The following is a 17,115-nucleotide window of genomic DNA, read 5'->3' as shown; positions in this document are numbered from 1 at the left end:
CTGATCTCCGTTGGTCTGCTGGTCTGCCGTCATTCCTTTGAAGGGGCGTTGAGTCTTCGATGATGGAACCGAGCGCTCGTCTCGTACGGCTTTCTCCCACGCACCTGCACGACATACGCCGGCGCACCGGCGACTTCCCCGACCGGACCATCGCGCGGGCGTGTGCCATCGGGCTCTCGTACTGGGCGACGGGCCGCAGCCCCGAAGGCCTCGACCTCACCCCCTCCACCCTGTTCGCCGACGTGCTCGGCTGGGCCGACAACGGCGGCGGACAGGACGGCCCGCACGTCGGGGAGGACGACCGGAGCGTGCCGCTGCCGCCCGGCGTCGCACCGGACGACGCGCGGCTCGCACTGGACGACCTCGCCGACTTCCCGGACCGGCCCCTCGGGACCATCGGCCCGTCCACCCCGGCGGAGCGGCGCCGGCGACTGGCCGAGTGGAACGACACCCGGGCCGACCGGGTCCGCCCGACCCTCGTGGAGATGTTCCTGGAGCAGGCACGGGCCAGGCCGAAGGCCGTCGCCGTGGTCGACGAGCACCGGACGCTGACCTACCGCGAGGTCGCCGAGAGGTCCGGCCAACTGGCCCACCACCTGGTCGAACGCGGGCTCACCGCCGAACAGGTCGTCGGCATCTCGCTGGAACGCTCCGCCGACATGGTGATCGGGCTCCTCGGCGTGCTCCGGGCCGGCTGCGCCTTCGTGCCCCTCGACCCGCACTGGCCCGCCGCCCGCCGCGCCGTCGTCATCGAGGACGCCCGGGTCGTGCTCCAGCTCAACGGCTCCGGCGAGCACGCGGCGGGGGAGCCGGAGGCCGTGGCCGTCGACCTCGGTGCCTGGCGGTTCGGTTCCCGTCCGGCCGACGGGGTCGACGTCGCCGTCCCCGGCGACGCCCTGGCCTACGTGATCTTCACCTCGGGCTCGACCGGGCGCCCCAAGGGCGCGATGATCCGGCACGAGGCGATCAGCGAGCGGCTGCTGTGGCAGGTCCACGAGATCCTCGGGTTCGGCCACGACGACGCCTCGCTGTTCAAGGCGCCGCTGTCCTTCGACATCTCCGTCAACGAGATCTTCCTGCCGCTGGTGTCCGGCGCCCGGCTGGTGGTCCTGCGCCCCGGGGGCGAACGCGACCCGCACCACCTGCTGAGCGTGATCGCCGAGCAGCGCGTCACCTTCACGTACCTGGTGTCGTCCATGCTGGACGTGCTCCTGGAGATCGCCGGCGACTCCGGGCGCCTCGACAGCCTGCGGCACGTGTGGTGCGGCGGCGAGGTGCTGACACCCGAGCTGTACGAACGCTTCCGGACCCGGCTCGACATCCCCATGTACCACGGTTACGGCCCCGCGGAGACGACCATCGGCGTCTCGCACGTGATCTACCGGGGCGCCGCGGAACGCCTGTCCACGTCCATCGGCAAGGCCAACCCCAACACCCAGTTGTACGTCCTGGACGACGAACTGCGCCCGGTCCCGGTCGGCGTCGGCGGCGAACTCTACGTCGGCGGCTTCCTCCTGGGACGCGGGTACGTGAACGCGCCCGGCCTGACGGCGTCCCGGTTCGTGGCGAACCCCTTCGCCGACGACGGGTCCCGGCTGTACCGGACCGGCGACCTCGCCCGCTTCGCCCCCGACGGTTCGCTGGACTTCCTCGGCCGGGCCGACAACCAGGTCAAGATCCGCGGCATGCGGCTGGAGATCGAGGACGTCGAGGTGGGCCTCGCCGAGCACCCCGGGGTGCGGCACACCTGCGTCGTCGCGAAGAAGAACAGCGCCGGCGGCACCTACCTGGTGGGGTACGTCATCCCCGCCGCCGGGCACGAGAACCTGCGGGCGGCCGACGTCAAGGCGTGGGCCGGCGCGCACCTGGTGGAGTACATGGTGCCCGCCCACATCGTCGTGCTGACGGAGTTCCCGCTCACCGCGAACGGCAAGCTGGACCGCCACGCGCTGCCCGAGCCCGCGCTCGCGACGGCCTCGATCGTCCCGCCCGCCACCGACGAGGAGCGCGCGGTGTGCACGGCGGTCGCGACCCTGCTCCGGCTGGAGCAGGTCGGTGTCGACCAGGACTTCTTCCAGCTCGGCGGAGACAGCATCCTCGCGATCTCGCTGCTGAGCGCCCTGCGCGACGCGGGGCTGCACGTCACGGCAGGGCAGATCTTCACCCACAGCACGGTGGGCGCGCTGGCGGCGGTGGCGACCCGCGAGGACACGGCCGTCGTGGACCACCACGACGTCGCCACCGGCTCCGTCACCGGATCACCCATCGTGCAGTGGCTCGGCGAGACCACCGACGCGATCGACGGCTTCGTGCAGTCGCTGGTGCTGAACACCCCCACCACGCTGACCCCCGCCGCTCTCGAGGAGATCCTCGCCGCGCTGGTCGGCCACCACGCCATGCTCCGCGCCGAGCTGGTGCGCGGTGAGCGCTGGAGCTTCGTGGTCCCGGAGGCGGCCCGGCCGGTCGTACGGTGGCAGGAGAGCGACCTGCCCCTCGACGCGTGCGTCGCGCTCGCCACCGGCGGACTGGACCCGGAGCGCGGCGTGATGCTCCGGGCCGTCTGGCGGCGGGCGGCACGGCAGCTGGTCGTGGCCGTCCACCACGTGGTGATCGACGGCGTCTCCTGGCGGGTCCTGATGGAGGACCTGGCCACCGCGTGGCGGCAGCTCTCCTCGGGCGCGCCGATCGAACTGCCCGCCGTGGGCACGTCGTTCAGGCGCTGGACCCGGCTGCTGGAGCGTGCGGCCTTCGACGCGGACAGCGCCTGCTACCGGCGCCCCCTGCCGGCTCCGGACCTGCCCTTGGGCAGGCGGCCCCTCGGCGAGGCGGACACCGTGGCGCGGGAGCGGACCCGGACCGTGTCGGTCGGCCCCGAGGTCACGGCCGCCCTGCTGGGCGAGACACCCGCGAAGTTCCACGCCGGCGTCAACGACGTGCTGTTGACCGCGCTGGCCGTCGCCCTCGCCCGTCGACGCCGGGACCTCGGCCAGGACCAGACGTTCGCGCACGTCGAACTCGAAGGACACGGCCGTGAAGGGCGGTTCGTGGCACCCTCCGCAGGGTTCGAGCCGGAGCTGTCCCGGACGGTCGGCTGGTTCACCACCCTGTTCCCGGTCACCGTGGACCCCGGCGCGGCTCCCGACCCCACGGCGCCCGCCTACCTGGCCACCGCGCTCAAGGCGGTCAAGGAGGACCTCGCCCGGGTGCCGTACAACGGCGTCTCCTACGGCGCCCTGCGGTACCTCGCCCACGCCGAGTTCCAGGCGCCCGCGCCCCAGATCCTCTTCAACTACCTGGGCCGCTTCGACGCGGGTGGCTCCGGGGACTGGGAACTCGCCACCACCACGAACCAGTTGGGCGAGAGGCGCGACCCGCGGATGCGCCTGCCGCGGGCCCTGGAGTTCAACGCGATCGCCGAACCCACCGCCGACGGCGCCTACGAGCTGGTGACCACCGTCTCCTGGCCCGAGGGCATGTTCACCGACGAGGACATCGCGGTGCTCACCGCCCACTACGCGGAGGCCCTCACCGGGCTGGCCGCGCTCGAACAAGGCGGTCACTCACCCAGCGACTTCCGCCCGCTGTCCCTCACCCAGGCCGACGTCGACGCCCTGGACGGGCCGGCGCTGCGGGACGTCCTCCCGCTGACCCCGCTGCAGGAGGGCCTCTACTTCCACTCGGTCTACGACGACGACTCGGCCGGCAGCTACGTCGAGCAGCAGCTGCTGACCCTGGACGGCGAGATCGACGCCGACCGGCTCGCCGCCGCGGCCGACCGGCTGCTCACCCTCCACCCGAACCTGGCCGCACGCTTCGTACCCCTCGCCGACGGCCGGGTGGTCTCCGTACTGGAAGGCGGTGTCGAAGCGCCCTTCACCGTCCTGGACCGCCCCGGCATCACCGACGACGAGATCCGCGCGCACGCCGAACGGGACCGCCGCGCCGGTTTCGACCTGGCCACCGGCCCGCTGATGCGCTACACCCTCGTCCGCGGGGGGCGCGGCCGCAACGTCCTGGTGCAGACCGTGCACCACATCATCGCCGACGGCTGGTCGGTGCCGCCGATGCTCCGCACGCTGCTCGCCGAGTACCACGCACCGGGGTCCGTGTACCCGCTCGGCGGCTTTCCCGCCTACGTCCGCCTGCTCGCCGGACGCGACGACGCCGCGAGTGAGCGCGTGTGGCGCACCCAGCTGGCCGGCCTCCCGGGCCCGTCGCTGGTCGCGGAGGGGCACACGCCGTCCGACCGGTTCGCCGACGTCGCCGTGGAACCGGCGGACGACCTCGACGCGGCCGTCCGGTCGGCCGGCGTGCCGCTGAGCGTGGCCGTGCACAGCGCGTGGGCGCTGACCCTGGGCACCATCCTGCACGGCACGGACGTCGTGTTCGGGTCCACGGTGTCCGGACGGGACGCGGACGTGCCCGGCATCGAGGACATGGTGGGCCTGCTCATCAACACGATCCCCCTGCGCGCCCGGTGGACCGGCGACGCCACGGCACGCGAGCTGCTCGCCTCGGTCAGGGAGCACCAGAGCGCGGTCCTGCCGCATCAGCACGTCTCGCTGGCCGACCTCACCCGCCGGGCCGGCGCCGGCCCCCTCTTCGACACGCTGGTGGTCTTCGACGTCGCGGCCGACCTGGGCGACCTGCGACGGCCGGGCGACACACTGGTCGTCACCGGCATCACGAACGAGGGCGCCCCGCACTACCCGTTGACCCTGGTGGCGGAACGCACCCCCGACGGCCGGCCGCGCTTCAACCTGATCCACGACGGCGCGCTGCTGCCGCGCAAGGGCGCCGAGACGATCCTGCGCACCTTCACCCGCGCCCTCACCGGCCTGCTCACCCGGCCCGACGCCCCGGTCGGCGAACTGGCGCCCCGGCAGCCCCGCATGCCCGAGCGGATCGCCCCCACGACCCTGGACGCCCTCTTCGACACCGCCGCCCGGCGCGACCCCGCCGCCACCGCCGTCACCCACTGCGCCCTGGACGGCGGCACACGGTCCCTCACCTACGGCGACCTGGCACGGGAGAAGAGCGCACTCGCCTCGGTCCTGCGCGCGGCGGGGGTCGGGCCGGGCACCCGGGTCGCCGTGGCCGTCCCACGCTCCGTCGAGCAGGTCGTCGCCCTGGTCGCCGTCGTCAGCGCGGGCGGCGCCTACGTACCGCTGGACCTCGCGTACCCCGACGAACGGCTGCGGTACATCCTCACCGACGCCGCTCCGCAGGTCGTGCTCGTGGCCCCGGAACACCGCGACCGCTTCACCGGCCTGCTGTCCCGGGCCGGCCTGCCGACGGCCCGCCTCCTGGTGCAGGGCGAGGAGTCTCCACCGGCCGACGCGGCACCGCAGTCGGGGCCCGCCGGCCACGACCCCGCCTACGTGATCTACACCTCCGGATCGACCGGCAGGCCCAAGGGCGTCGTCGTCCCCCACTCCAGCGTGGTGGCACTGCTCGCCCACACCCGCGCGGACATGGGGTTCGGACCGCACGACGTGTGGGTCCAGTTCCACTCCTTCTCCTTCGACTTCGCGGTCTGGGAGCTGTGGGGTGCCCTGGCGCACGGCGGTGAACTGCTGGTCCCGGAGTACGGGCTCACGCGCTCCCCGGTCGACTTCCACCGTCTGGTCCGGGAACGCGGCGTGACCGTGCTCAACCAGACGCCGTCCGCGTTCCACCGGTTCGCCGAGGCCGACCGGCGCTCCGGCGAGCCGCTGCCCGCACTGCGCCTGGTCGTCTTCGGCGGCGAGGCGCTGGAGACCGCACGGCTGCGGGACTGGGTCCGGCGGCACGGCGTCCGCGCTCCCGAACTGGTCAACATGTACGGCATCACCGAGACCACCGTCCACGTCACCCACCGGGTGCTCACGGAGGAGGACTTCGCCCCCGGCGCCGACGCCAGCCCGATCGGCGGTCCGCTGCCGGGACTGGTCACCTACCTGCTCGACGACCGGCTCCGGCCGGTACCGCCCGGGCGGGAGGGCGCCCTCTATGTCGCCGGTGACCAGGTGTCACTCGGCTACCTCGGCCGGCCGGCGCTCACGGCGGGCCGGTTCGTGGCGAACCCCTTCACGGGCGACGGCACCCGCATGTACCACACGGGCGACCTCGCGCGCCGCACCCTCGACGGCGAGCTGCTCTTCACGGGCCGGGCCGACGACCAGGTCCAGCTCAAGGGCTTCCGCATCGAACTCGGCGAGGTCGAGGCCGCGATCAGGGAACTCGACGGCGTGGTCGACGTGGCGGTGACCGTCGCGGACAGCGGCGACCACCTGATCGCGCACCTCGTGGGCCAGGTGCCCGCCGACCTCGCCGCCCTGCTGTCCGAGAAGCTCCCCGCGCACATGGTCCCGAGCCGGACGCTGCCCCTCGAGGCGCTGCCGCTCACGGTCAACGGAAAACTGGACCGCAAGGCCCTCGCCGAGCGCGCCGCCCGGGCGGTCGGGGACGCGTCGACACCCGGGCCGGGAGCGGTGACGCGCCCCGCCGGGGCGGCGCTCGCCGGCCTGGTGGACATCTACGCCGACACCCTGCCCGGCGCCGCCGTGGACGCCGACACCGACTTCTTCCGCGCCGGCGGCGACAGCATCGTCGCCATCACGGTCATCAACCGGGCCAGGGCGCTCGGCCTGCCGATCACGCCACGGGACGTGTTCCTGCTCAGGACACCGCGCGCCCTCGCCGCACACGTGTCCGCCGCCACCCCGCCCGCCGCCCCCGCCCCGCCCACCGGCCACCAGGACGGCCCGCTGCCCCCCACCCCGATCATCCTGCGCCAACGGGACCTGGGCGGCTCACTCGCCCGCTTCGCACAGGCCAGGACGGTGCGGGCCCCCGAGGGCACCGGCTTCGGCGACGCCGAGCGTGCCGCGCGCGCCGTCGTGGCCGCACACCCTGCCCTGCGCCTGCGGCTGCGCGTCGCCCACGGGGTGTGGTCGCTGTGCACGGAGCCCGCCCGCGAGGTCACCGTCGCCCGCAGCGACGCCACCGACGCGACCGCGGTGGCCGACGACGCCGCCGGCCGGCTCGACGCCGAGGCGGGGCACGTCGTCGCGTTCTCGTGGCTGGACGCCACCCGGACCCTGGTCGTCACCGCACACCACCTCGCCGTCGACGCCGTGTCCTGGCTCATCCTGCTGGACGACCTGGCCACCGCCCTGCGCGGGGCGCCCCTGCCACCGCCGACGACGTCCTACACCGAGTACGCGCGGGCCCTCACCCACCGGGCCACCCACGCCACCGACGACCTGGACCACTGGCTCACCACACTCCGGGCCCCCGCGCTGCTCCCCGCCCTCGGTGGAACGCGACGCGATATCAGGGTCGTGCTCGCCTCCGAAACGAGCGACCGGGTGACGCGCACCGCGCCCGCCGCGCTCGGCGTCGGCCTCACCGAGCTGCTGTGCGGTGCCCTGCGCACCGCGCTGACACACGTCCAGGCGACGCCCACCGACCTCGTGGTCGACCTGGAACGGCACGGCCGGGTGCCGGCCCTCGACCACCACGACTACACCCGCACGGTCGGCTGGTTCACCTCCGTCGCACCGGTGCGGCTCACCGCGCACACCGACCCCGTCGCGGCCGCGCGCGAGCTGGCCGAGCGCCAGCCGGACGAACCCGCGCACGTCGCCTACGGCCTGCTCAGGTACCTCAACCCGCAGACCGCCCCCCTCCTGGACACCCGCCCGCAGGTGCTGTTCAACTACCTCGGGCGAGGCGGCGAGTCCCAGACACCGCGCCTCACCGGTGGCGACCAGGGCAGCCCGTACGCCGTCGAGGTCAACGCCTGGACCGACGACGCCACCGGCAGCCTGCACGCGGTCTTCACCCTCGCCGACGGCGTACCCGACGAGATCACCGCGCACTGGCGCCACGCGCTCGAACGCGTCGCGGACGCCTCCGCGACGGCCGAGCGCACGGCGCCGGTCACCGCGCTCCAGCGGGGCCTGTTCTTCCAGGCGCAGCTGGCGGGGCCGGCCGGACACTACGTCGCGCAGAGCTGGTTCACCTTCGACCGGCGCCTGGACACCGGCGCGCTGTCCGAGGCGATGGCCCGCGTGATCGCACGGCACCCGGCCGTGGGCGCCGGTTTCACCACGGGCGCGGACGGAAACCCCGTGCAGGTCCTCGCGGCGGGCCGGCGGGTCGACGTCCGCACGGTCGCGGTGGCGACGGACGAGGAGGCCGAAGCCCTGCGGGCCCGGGACCGGGCCACCGGGTTCGACCCGGGCGAGCCGCCACTGATCCGGCTGACCGTGGTGCGCCTGCCCGGCGACCGCGACGCGCTGCTGCTCAGCTACCACCTGCTGCTGTGGGACGGCTGGTCGCGCGAGATCGTCCTGCGGGACCTGTTCGACGCCTACGAGGCCGTCCTCGCCGGGGAGCCGCCGGCCCCCCTCGCGGCCGCGCCGGGCTTCGAGGAGCACGCCCGGGCGCTCGACGCCAAGGACACCGCGGCATCGGAACGCTTCTGGGCGGAACACCTCACCGGCCTGTCCGGTCCGACGCTGCTCGCCGGACCGGCGCCGGCCCTCTCCGACGACCTGCCGCGGGCGCTGGTGCACACCCTCTCCGCCGAAGCCTCCGCACGGCTGCGGGAGGCGGCCAGGACGCACGGGGTCACCCTGAACTCGGTGCTGACCGGCGCGTTCGGCCTCCTCCTGGGCGCCCGCACCGGCCGCGAGGACGCCGTGTTCGGCGTGACCGTCTCCGGCCGGGAGGGCGCGGGACTCTCCGACATCGTCGGCGTGCTGCTCAACACCGTGCCCCAGTGGACGCGGGCACGGCCCCGGGACACCGTCCGGGAGTACCTGACGGCCGTACAGGCGGCCCGGGTCGAGGCGATGGAGCACGAGCACCTGGGCCTCGGCGAGATCCAGCGGGCCGCCGGGCACGACACCCTGTTCGACAACCTGTTCGTCCTGCAGAACTTCCTGGACCTGGACGCCTTCGCCGAGATGAACGCCAGGCACGGCATCACCTCCGTGCGGGCCGACGACTCGACCCACTATCCGTTCACCTGGGTCGTCACGCCCGGCGAACGGCTCACCGTGAAGCTGGAGTACCGCGACGACGACACCCCGCAGGCCCGCCGCCTCCTCGACGACTACCTGCGCGTGCTCGACGACCTGGCCGGCGCGACCGGACCGCTCGGCGCACTGCGCGGCCTCGGACCGGTGCCCGAACCCGCCGAGCGCACCGACGTCGGCACGGACACCGTCGTCGACCGGTTCGACCGGGCGGCGGACCGCGCCCCGGAGCGGGTGGCACTCGTCGCGCACGGCGCGAGCATGACCTTCGCCGAGCTGCGGGACCGCAGCCGCACGGTGGCGGGCGTGCTCGCCCGGCGCGGCATCGGCCCGGAGACGACCGTGGGCCTCGCGATCCCGCGCTCCCTCGACTCGATCGTGGCGCTGTTCGCCGTGCTGCGCACCGGTGCCGCGTACGTGCCGCTGGAGCTGGACCACCCGGACGAGCGGATCGCCGCCATCGTCGCCGACGCCCGCCCCGCCGTGACCCTCACCGTGAGCGCGGTGGCGCCCCGGCTGGCCGGCGACCTGATCGAGCTGGACCGTCCGCTGCCGCCGGCCGAGCCGCTCGTGACGTTCGCGCCCGACGACCCGCACCGGCTCCGGCACCCCGCGTACACGATCTACACCTCCGGATCGACCGGGAAGCCCAAGGGCGTCGTGACCGAGTACGCCGGACTCACCAACATGCTGATCAACCACCGGCGCCGCATCTTCGAACCGGTACTGGCCGAACACGGCCACCGGGTCTTCCGGGTCGCGCACACCGTGTCGTTCGCCTTCGACATGTCGTGGGAGGAACTGCTGTGGCTCGCCGACGGGCACGAGGTGCACATCTGCGACGAGGAACTCCGCCGGGACGCACCCGCGCTGGTCGCGTACTGCCTCGCGCACGGCATCGACGTCGTCAACGTGACCCCGACCTACGCGCAGCAACTCCTGGGCGAGGGGCTGCTCGACGACCCGGGCAGGCGGCCCGCGCTCGTGCTGCTGGGCGGCGAGGCCGTCACCCCGACGCTGTGGCGGCGACTCGCCGAGACCGAGGGAACGGTCGGCTACAACCTGTACGGACCCACCGAGTACACCATCAACACCCTCGGCGTCGGCACCTTCGAGTGCCAGGACCCGGTGGTGGGGGTGGCGATCGACAACACGGACGTGTACGTGCTGGATCCCTGGCTGCGGCCGTTGCCGGACGGCGTCCCCGGTGAGCTGTACGTGTCGGGCATCGGCATCGCGCGGGGCTATCTCGGACAGCCGGCGCAGACCGCGCACCGCTTCGTCGCCTGCCCGTTCGGCGCGCCGGGCGACCGCATGTACCGCACCGGAGACCTGGTGGTCCGCCGCCGTGACGGCAACCTGACGTACCTCGGCCGCACCGACCAGCAGGTCAAGATCCGCGGGCACCGGGTGGAACTCGGAGAGGTGGAGGCCGTGTTCTCGGCGCACCCCGCAGTGCGGTTCGCCGCGGCGGTCGCCCAGCCCGACCCGCAGGTCGACGGCGCCCACCGGCTGGCCGCCTACCTGGTGCTGGACGGCGCCGACCTGGCCGAGGTGGCCGCCGAAGTGGGCGCAGCGCTGCCGGACTTCCTGCGCCCGACGCACTACGCCCGGGTCGACGCCGTCCCGTTGACGGTGAACGGCAAGGCGGACGTCAAGGCGCTGCCCGAGGCCAAGCCGCTGGGAGCGCTGACCACGGCGGGGGAGCGCGGCCCGGCGACCGGGACGGAGAGCGCGGTGTGCGCGTTCTTCGCCGAGGCACTGGACCTGGACGACGACGAGGTGAGCGCGGTGAGCGACTTCGTGTCCCTCGGGGGCCATTCCATGCTGGCGGTGCGGCTGGCCGGGCTGCTCCGCCGCGAGTACGGTCCAGTGATCACGATCCGCGATCTGTTCACCCTGCGAACCCCGGAAGCGATTGCCCGTCACCTCGATGAGAACTCCTGACACGCAGCGGACCCGCCCCGGGTCCGACATCCTGCGGACCGCGCTGCGCCGCAACATCGGCGCCATGACCTCCGGCACCGTCCTGATGGGGCTCTACCAGGCCGGTGAGACCGCCTTCCCCATCGCGCTCGGCCTCATCGTCGAACACACCATGCGGGACCGGAGCCCCGGCTCGCTCGGCCTGTCGATCGCCGCCCTGGCGGTGATCATCACGACCGTCTCGCTGTCGTGGCGGTTCGGCATGCGCATCCTGCAGAAGGCCAACACCACCGAGGCGCACCGCTGGCGGGTCCGCGTCGCGGAGTGCGGGCTCCAGCCGGTGGCCAGGGACGTGGACCTCAAGTCCGGCGAGGTGTTGACCATCGCCACCGAGGACGCCGACCAGACGGCCGACATCATCGAGGTGGTGCCGCTGCTGATCAGTTCGCTGGTCGCGGTGCTGATCGCGGCGCTGGCACTGGGCCTGGCCGACCTCCGGCTCGGGGTGCTCGTGATCGTGGGGACCGTCGCGATCCTGTCCGTCCTGAGCGTGATGTCCAAGCGGATCGGCTCCAGCACCCGCGAACAGCAGGCGCGGGTGGCACGGGCGGGTGCCAAGGTCGCCGACCTCATCATCGGGCTGCGGCCCCTGCACGGGTTCGGCGGCAACCACGCGGCGTTCCGGTCCTACCGGAAGGTCAGCACGGAGGCGAAGCGGCAGGCGGTCACCGTCGCCAGGGCGAACGGAGCGTACGCGGGTACCGCGCTGGCCCTCAACGCGGTGCTCGCCGCCGCCGTGACCCTGACGGCCGGCGTGCTGGCCTTCGAGGGGCGCATCACCATCGGGGAACTCGTCATGGCCGTGGGGCTCGCGCAGTTCATCATGGAACCGCTCCGGCTCTTCTCCGAGATGCCGAAGTACGTGATGATCGCGCGCGCCTCCGCCGAGCGGATGGCGCTCGTCCTGGCCGCGCCCCCGGTGACGAACCCGGGGTCGGGGCAGCCGGACGCAGGTGGCGACCTGGAGGTCGACTGCGTACGCCACGGGGCCCTGCGGAAGGTGAGGTTCAGGGTGTCCGCCGGCGAGTTCGTCGCGATCGCCGCCTACCAGCCGCGGGCGGCGGCCGACCTCGCCGCGGTCCTCGCCCTGAACGTCCCGCCCGAGGCGTACGAGGGCGCGGTACGGGTCGGCGGCCGGGACCTGGCGGACCTGTCGGTCGAGGCGGCCCGCGCGCTCATGCTGGTGAACCCGTACGACGGGGAGATCTTCGCGGGCACCCTGCGCTCGAACATCGACCCGTCGAACACCAGCCGGACGGTCCCGGAGGCCGTCGAGGCGTCCATGCTGACCGACGTCGTGGCCCTGCACCCGGAAGGGCTGGACTACGCCGTCCGCGACCGCGGCGCCAACCTCTCCGGCGGACAGCGCCAACGGCTGTCCCTGGCCCGTGCCCTCGCCGCCGACGCCGACGTCCTGGTCCTGCGCGACCCGACCACGGCCGTCGACGCGGTGACCGAGCAGCTCGTCGCGCGCAAGGTCGCCAAGCTGCGCCGGGGCCGCACCACCCTCGTGCTCACCAGCAGTCCGGCCCTCCTGGACGCCGCAGACCGGGTCCTCGTGCTGGACGACGGCGTCATCACCGCCGAGGACACGCACCGCAACCTGCTCGCCACCGACGAGGACTACTGCCTGGCGGTGGCACGGTGAGCGCACGCATGCCCCGCGCCCGTGACGTGCGCCACCCTATTGCAGTCGTTTGGGGTGTTTGCGCCGACGGCCCTGGGAAAGGGGCTCTGTGATCACCGGTGGCGACATACCGGGGCACAGCGTAGGTAAATACGAGAAACAAAGGAGGTTTCGATGTCCTCGAAGCGACGTCGCAAGAAGAAGGCCCGCCGCAAGAACGGCGCGAACCACGGCCGCCGTCCGCAGAGCTGAGACGGCCCGGACTCGGGTGGGCGGCCGACGTCGCCCACCCGAGCGCGTTCGCGTTCGCGGACGCGCCCGACGAGCCCTACGCCTCCTGGCCGGCCCCCGCCCGACGGGCGCCCGCGTCGGGTAGCGCGCAGGCCGGAGTTCCGCCGGGCAGCCGCCGGCGGTTGGCCGCCACGAGCCGGTAGACACCGGCGGCCGCCCAGCGGGCCGGCGCCAGGGCGAGCACCGCTCCGACCACGCTCCAGCCGCCGCCGGCGCTCAGCAGCAGCTTCGACACGGCCTGCGCTCCGCCGTGGACGGACCCGGTCGGCGTCACCCAGAGGACCTCCCGCCGCGCACGCTCCTCGCTCACGCCGTACTCCGCCAGGTCGGACCGCTGCCAGGGGACGGTCTCGCAGCGGGGCCGCACCCTCCGCTCGATGACACGCACCGCGGTGGTGCAGAAGCCGCAGTCTCCGTCGAAGACGAGTACAGGCCGGGTCCGCATACGTCCCATGGTGCGCCTTCCTCCCTCTCGGTTCACTTCCGGGCCGAGCGCCGACGCAACCAGAGGGGCAGGGCGTACCAGGACAGGACGAACCACAACATCACCAGCCCGGTGAGGACTTCGGCCAGCACGCCGGGCACGACGACGTGCAGGATGAGCAGGAGCGTGCAGCCGATCGTCAACGCCATCAGCACCATGCCGCACATCATGAGGCGGTGCGCGATCTCCACCATCTCGTCCTTCATGCGCTGCCCGGACAGGAAGCGGTGGAGGGAGACCGGCGCTATCAGCGAGGCCGTGGCCGACGCCCCGAGGACGACCGTGATGACGTAGACCACGTGGTCGAAGGTGTCGAGGGACCGGAAGTGGGGTGTGAAGGCGACGCTCAGCAGGAAGCCGAAGAGGATCTGCACGCCTGTCTGCGCGACGCGCGTCTCCTGCATGATCTCGTTCCATCTTCGGTTGACGCGCTCGCGCGGCGTCTCGGGTGGTTCGAGTTCGTCGGTGGAGGCACGGCCGTCACATGCGTCGCATCGACCGGTCCGTGCCCCGTCGGTCGGTTCGGCGGTAGTGGTCATGTTCACCCTCCTGTGTCGGACCGTTCATCTGCCCGTTCGCGGCGGGGGCATGCACCGGAACCGGGCAGGTCGGGGCGGGTGCCCGAGGGCCGTCGACGCTAGGCGAGCGCCCAGCCGACGTCCCGGAGCAGGGCGTGGCGCCAGCCCGCCCGGTCGTGGTCCGACGCCGACCGCGAGACCCGTACGGTCGCGCCGGCCCGCTCGGTGAGGGACTCCACCAGGGCGCAGTGGGGGAGCATCCGGCGCTCGTGCTCTCCAACGTCGAAGGCGATCCGCAGCGCGGACAGGTCGGGACGCGCCCGCAGACGCGCGGCGAGGGTGCCGCCGACCGGGCCGGCCAGAGGGTCGGTCCGGTCCGGGGCCTCGGGCGTCCACCAGAACGACGCCGACTGGCAGGCGACGCGGGACACCAGGCCGGGGAACTCCAGGGCCGCGTACAACGCGCTCAGTCCGCCGAGGCTCTGTCCCGCGACCACCATCCGGTCCGGGTCGGCGTGCACGCCGCTCTCCGCCACCAGGGGCAGCAGTTCCTCCCCGACCGCCTCCCACAGCTCCGGCCGGCACCCGAACTCGGCCGCCCGGTCCCCGGCCGGCAGGAAGACGAGGGTGACCGGAGGCAGGTCGCCCGCTGCCACGGCCGACTCGAACGCCGTCATCGCCGGGTGCAGGTACAGCCAGTCGTCCCCGTCCAGCAACAGGACCAGCGGGCCGCCACCGCCCACCGGATGGACGCGCACGGTACGGCGCCCACCGAGCCGTCGACCGGACCAGCGGATCCGGGTGCGGGGGAGGGGGAGCACCCCGGCGGCGTCGACGAGGGGCCAGTGCGGCTGGGCCGGAGCGTCCGGGGTGGCGGCGATGGACCGTTCGCCACCCGCACCGGCCGGGTTCAGCGGATCGGCATACGCCGAGCCGTCGACGAGGAACTGGTACGTCACCCGCAGCCGTGCGGGCATGCGCACGTGCGCGTACCAGCAGTCCGTGTCGCCCCACCGCCGCAGGGGGACCGGCGCCGACCAGCTCTCGAAGCCGACGGTCGCCGCCTCGTGCCCGCGCCGAAGGAACAGGGTCACCCAGCCCTCGCCGTCGGGCCGTGAGACCGGTGCCCGCGCCGCCGCCCAGAACGCGTCGGTGCCGGGCACACCGGACAGTCCGAACACCGCGAAGTCGTCCCCCACCGGGCTCATGAACGTCTCCTTGTGGAGCGGAAAGAGAGAAGGCTAAGCTCAACTCCGCTTAGGCGAGCCTAACTTAACGTGTCGGGAGGTACCGCGGAATGAGCACCAACCCCTTCGATGACACCGAGGGCCGTTTCCTCGTCCTGGTGAACGACGAGGGCCAGCACTCGCTCTGGCCCTCCTTCGCGGAGGTGCCCGGCGGGTGGACGGTCGCCTTCGAGGAGAACACCCGCGACGCCTGCCTGGAGTTCGTCGAGGCCAACTGGACCGATCTGCGCCCCCGTTCCCTCGCCGAGGCCATGGACGCCTGAGGCCCGATGCTCTGCGCCAGACTCACCAACGCCCGCTTCCTCACCATGGACCCGGACCATCCCGTCGCCCACGACCTGGGTGTCTGGCGGGGCCGGATCGTGGGGCTCGACGCCGCCGTCACCTCGCTTCCGGCGCGGGAGGTGATCGACCTCCAGGGCGCGACCGTCCTGCCCGGCTTCATCGACGCCCACGTCCACCTGGCGTGGACGGGGTTCAAGCAGCGCACGCCGAGCATCGCGGGACACACCCGGATCGACGACGCGCTCGCCGCCATCGACGAGGCCGTCACGCGCGAGGGCACTCCGGGCGCCTGGGTGAGCATCGCCGGCTACGACCAGCGGGCCCTCGGCCGGCACCTGACCGCCGCCGAACTGGACCGGGTCAGCCACGGCCGCAAGCTGTACGTGACGCACGACTCCGGGCACGGGTGCCTGGTCAACTCCGCCGTTCTCGACCTGCTCCCGGCCGATCTCCCGCACGAGGACGGCTTCCTCGCCGAGGGCGCCATGGGCGCCGCCCGCGCGCTGCGCCTGCCGTACTCCCAGGAGGAGCTGGCCGAGGCGATCGGACGGGCCGCCCGCGCCTGCCTGACCGAGGGGGTCACCGCCTGCGCCGAGGCCGGTATCGGCGGCACCCTCCTCGGTCACGGGCCCCTGGAACTGGGGGCCTACCAACTCGCCCGCGATCGTGACCTGTTGCCGCTCAGGGTGCAGCTCATGGTGTCCGCGGACCGCCTTCGCCCGGTCGCCGCCCACCGGGACGACGGCATCCCGCGCGCCCTCGACCTGGGCCTGCGCACCGGCCTCGGCGACGGGCGGCTGTCCGTGGGGGCGCTGAAGGTCTTCACCGACGGCGGCATGATGGCCCGGACCGCCGCGCTCACCCGCCCGTACGAAGGACTCGACCACGCGGGCCAGTTGCAGGACGACCCCGACGTGCTCGCCGGCACCATCGTGGACGGTCACCTCGCCGGGTGGCAGCTCGCCGTCCACGCCATCGGCGACCGCGCGGCCGACGTCGCCCTGGACGCCCTGGAACGGGCCCAGCGCCTGCGACCGCGGCCCGACGCCCGGCACCGCGTCGAGCACGCCGGCCTGATCCGCCCCGACCAGCTCCCGCGCCTCGCGCGACTCGGCGTCAGCGTGGTCGTACAGCCCTCCTTCCTGCGTCACTTCGGCGACGACTACGCGGCGATCATGGGCGAGGAGCGGGCTCCCTGGCTCTACCGCGGCCGGGCGTTCCTGGACCACGGCATCCCGCTGGTGGGCAGCTCGGACCGCCCCGTCGCCGACGGGTCGCCGCTGCGCGCCGTCCAGTTCATGGTCGAGCGCGCCTCCGGGTCGGGCCGCACCATCGGCCCCGACGAGGGCATCACCGTCGACGAGGCCCTGCGCGCCTACACGGTCGCCGGCGCCTTCGCCTGCCACTGGGAGGACGACCTGGGCAGTCTCACCCCGGGCAAACGGGCCGACCTGGTCGTCCTCGGCGACGACCCGACGCGCGTCGACCCGTCGCGCATCGGCGCCATCGAGGTGGTGGCGACCTACGTCGACGGACGCGTCGCCGGGAACCCGACGCGCTAGGACCCGCCGACGAGGGTCCGTTGCCGTGAGCCGGTGCCGTGAGCGGCAGCGCGGGGACGCGGGCCACAGGGACATCCGGTCGACAG

General features: G+C 73.4%; 8 protein-coding genes. 5 read left to right on the top strand and 3 right to left on the bottom strand.

Annotation, left to right across the window (positions count from 1 at the left end; genetic code table 11):
* The first annotated feature begins 59 nt into the window (after positions 1-59).
* The 3 genes from ACGF5T_RS09975 to ACGF5T_RS09965 all read left to right on the top strand — a co-directional run bounded on the left by ACGF5T_RS09975 (position 60) and on the right by ACGF5T_RS09965 (position 12,894).
* Positions 60-10,976 (top strand): amino acid adenylation domain-containing protein, encoded by a 10,917-nt coding sequence (locus ACGF5T_RS09975; protein ID WP_366766860.1) that lies wholly within the window; start codon positions 60-62, stop codon positions 10,974-10,976.
* Positions 10,963-12,663: an ABC transporter ATP-binding protein gene (locus ACGF5T_RS09970; RefSeq protein ID WP_356610256.1), complete on the top strand. Its 1,701-nt coding sequence runs from the start codon at positions 10,963-10,965 to the stop codon at positions 12,661-12,663. The genes ACGF5T_RS09975 and ACGF5T_RS09970 overlap by 14 nt, the downstream gene beginning before the upstream one ends.
* 153 nt (positions 12,664-12,816) lie before the next feature.
* A complete protein-coding gene (locus ACGF5T_RS09965; RefSeq protein WP_372486533.1) occupies positions 12,817-12,894 on the top strand; it encodes a 50S ribosomal protein bL37 in 78 nt (25 codons plus the stop codon).
* 76 nt (positions 12,895-12,970) lie between these two features.
* Here ACGF5T_RS09965 and ACGF5T_RS09960 read toward each other — a convergent pair whose 3' ends face one another.
* The 3 genes from ACGF5T_RS09960 to ACGF5T_RS09950 all read right to left on the bottom strand — a co-directional run bounded on the left by ACGF5T_RS09960 (position 12,971) and on the right by ACGF5T_RS09950 (position 15,143).
* Positions 12,971-13,378 carry a DUF393 domain-containing protein gene (locus ACGF5T_RS09960; protein ID WP_366766862.1) on the bottom strand — a complete coding sequence of 136 codons (408 nt, stop codon included), beginning with the start codon at positions 13,376-13,378 and terminating at the stop codon, positions 12,971-12,973.
* Between the two features lie 32 nt (positions 13,379-13,410).
* Positions 13,411-13,956, bottom strand: a complete 546-nt coding sequence (locus ACGF5T_RS09955) for a DUF6328 family protein (RefSeq protein ID WP_356610258.1) — start codon at positions 13,954-13,956, stop codon at positions 13,411-13,413.
* Positions 13,957-14,054: 98 nt separating this feature from the next.
* Positions 14,055-15,143: an alpha/beta hydrolase-fold protein gene (locus tag ACGF5T_RS09950; RefSeq protein ID WP_366766863.1), complete on the bottom strand. Its 1,089-nt coding sequence runs from the start codon at positions 15,141-15,143 to the stop codon at positions 14,055-14,057.
* Between the two features lie 89 nt (positions 15,144-15,232).
* On the opposite strand from ACGF5T_RS09950, the gene ACGF5T_RS09945 reads away from it, so the two are divergent.
* Together ACGF5T_RS09945 and ACGF5T_RS09940 are read left to right on the top strand one after the other, a co-directional pair.
* A complete protein-coding gene (locus tag ACGF5T_RS09945; protein WP_356610260.1) occupies positions 15,233-15,445 on the top strand; it encodes an MbtH family protein in 213 nt (70 codons plus the stop codon).
* Positions 15,446-15,451: 6 nt separating this feature from the next.
* Entirely contained in the window at positions 15,452-17,029 is a 1,578-nt protein-coding gene (locus ACGF5T_RS09940; RefSeq protein WP_366766865.1) for an amidohydrolase, read from the top strand.
* Positions 17,030-17,115: the final 86 nt, after the last annotated feature.

Source organism: Streptomyces sp. NPDC047853 (genome assembly GCF_043204535.1).
GTDB lineage: Bacteria > Actinomycetota > Actinomycetes > Streptomycetales > Streptomycetaceae > Streptomyces.
The sequence above is the reverse complement of the archived record's forward strand: the minus strand, read 5'-3'. Positions and strand labels throughout refer to the sequence as shown.

What these genes read in the sequence shown, in the direction of transcription:
- ACGF5T_RS09975 (WP_366766860.1), top strand. Translation starts at nt 60, where the DNA reads ATGATGGAACCGAGCGCTCGTCTCGTACGGCTTTCTCCCACGCACCTG.
- ACGF5T_RS09970 (WP_356610256.1), top strand. Translation starts at nt 10,963, where the DNA reads ATGAGAACTCCTGACACGCAGCGGACCCGCCCCGGGTCCGACATCCTG.
- ACGF5T_RS09965 (WP_372486533.1), top strand. Translation starts at nt 12,817, where the DNA reads ATGTCCTCGAAGCGACGTCGCAAGAAGAAGGCCCGCCGCAAGAACGGC.
- ACGF5T_RS09960 (WP_366766862.1), bottom strand. Translation starts at nt 13,378, where the DNA reads ATGCGGACCCGGCCTGTACTCGTCTTCGACGGAGACTGCGGCTTCTGC.
- ACGF5T_RS09955 (WP_356610258.1), bottom strand. Translation starts at nt 13,956, where the DNA reads ATGACCACTACCGCCGAACCGACCGACGGGGCACGGACCGGTCGATGC.
- ACGF5T_RS09950 (WP_366766863.1), bottom strand. Translation starts at nt 15,143, where the DNA reads ATGAGCCCGGTGGGGGACGACTTCGCGGTGTTCGGACTGTCCGGTGTG.
- ACGF5T_RS09945 (WP_356610260.1), top strand. Translation starts at nt 15,233, where the DNA reads ATGAGCACCAACCCCTTCGATGACACCGAGGGCCGTTTCCTCGTCCTG.
- ACGF5T_RS09940 (WP_366766865.1), top strand. Translation starts at nt 15,452, where the DNA reads ATGCTCTGCGCCAGACTCACCAACGCCCGCTTCCTCACCATGGACCCG.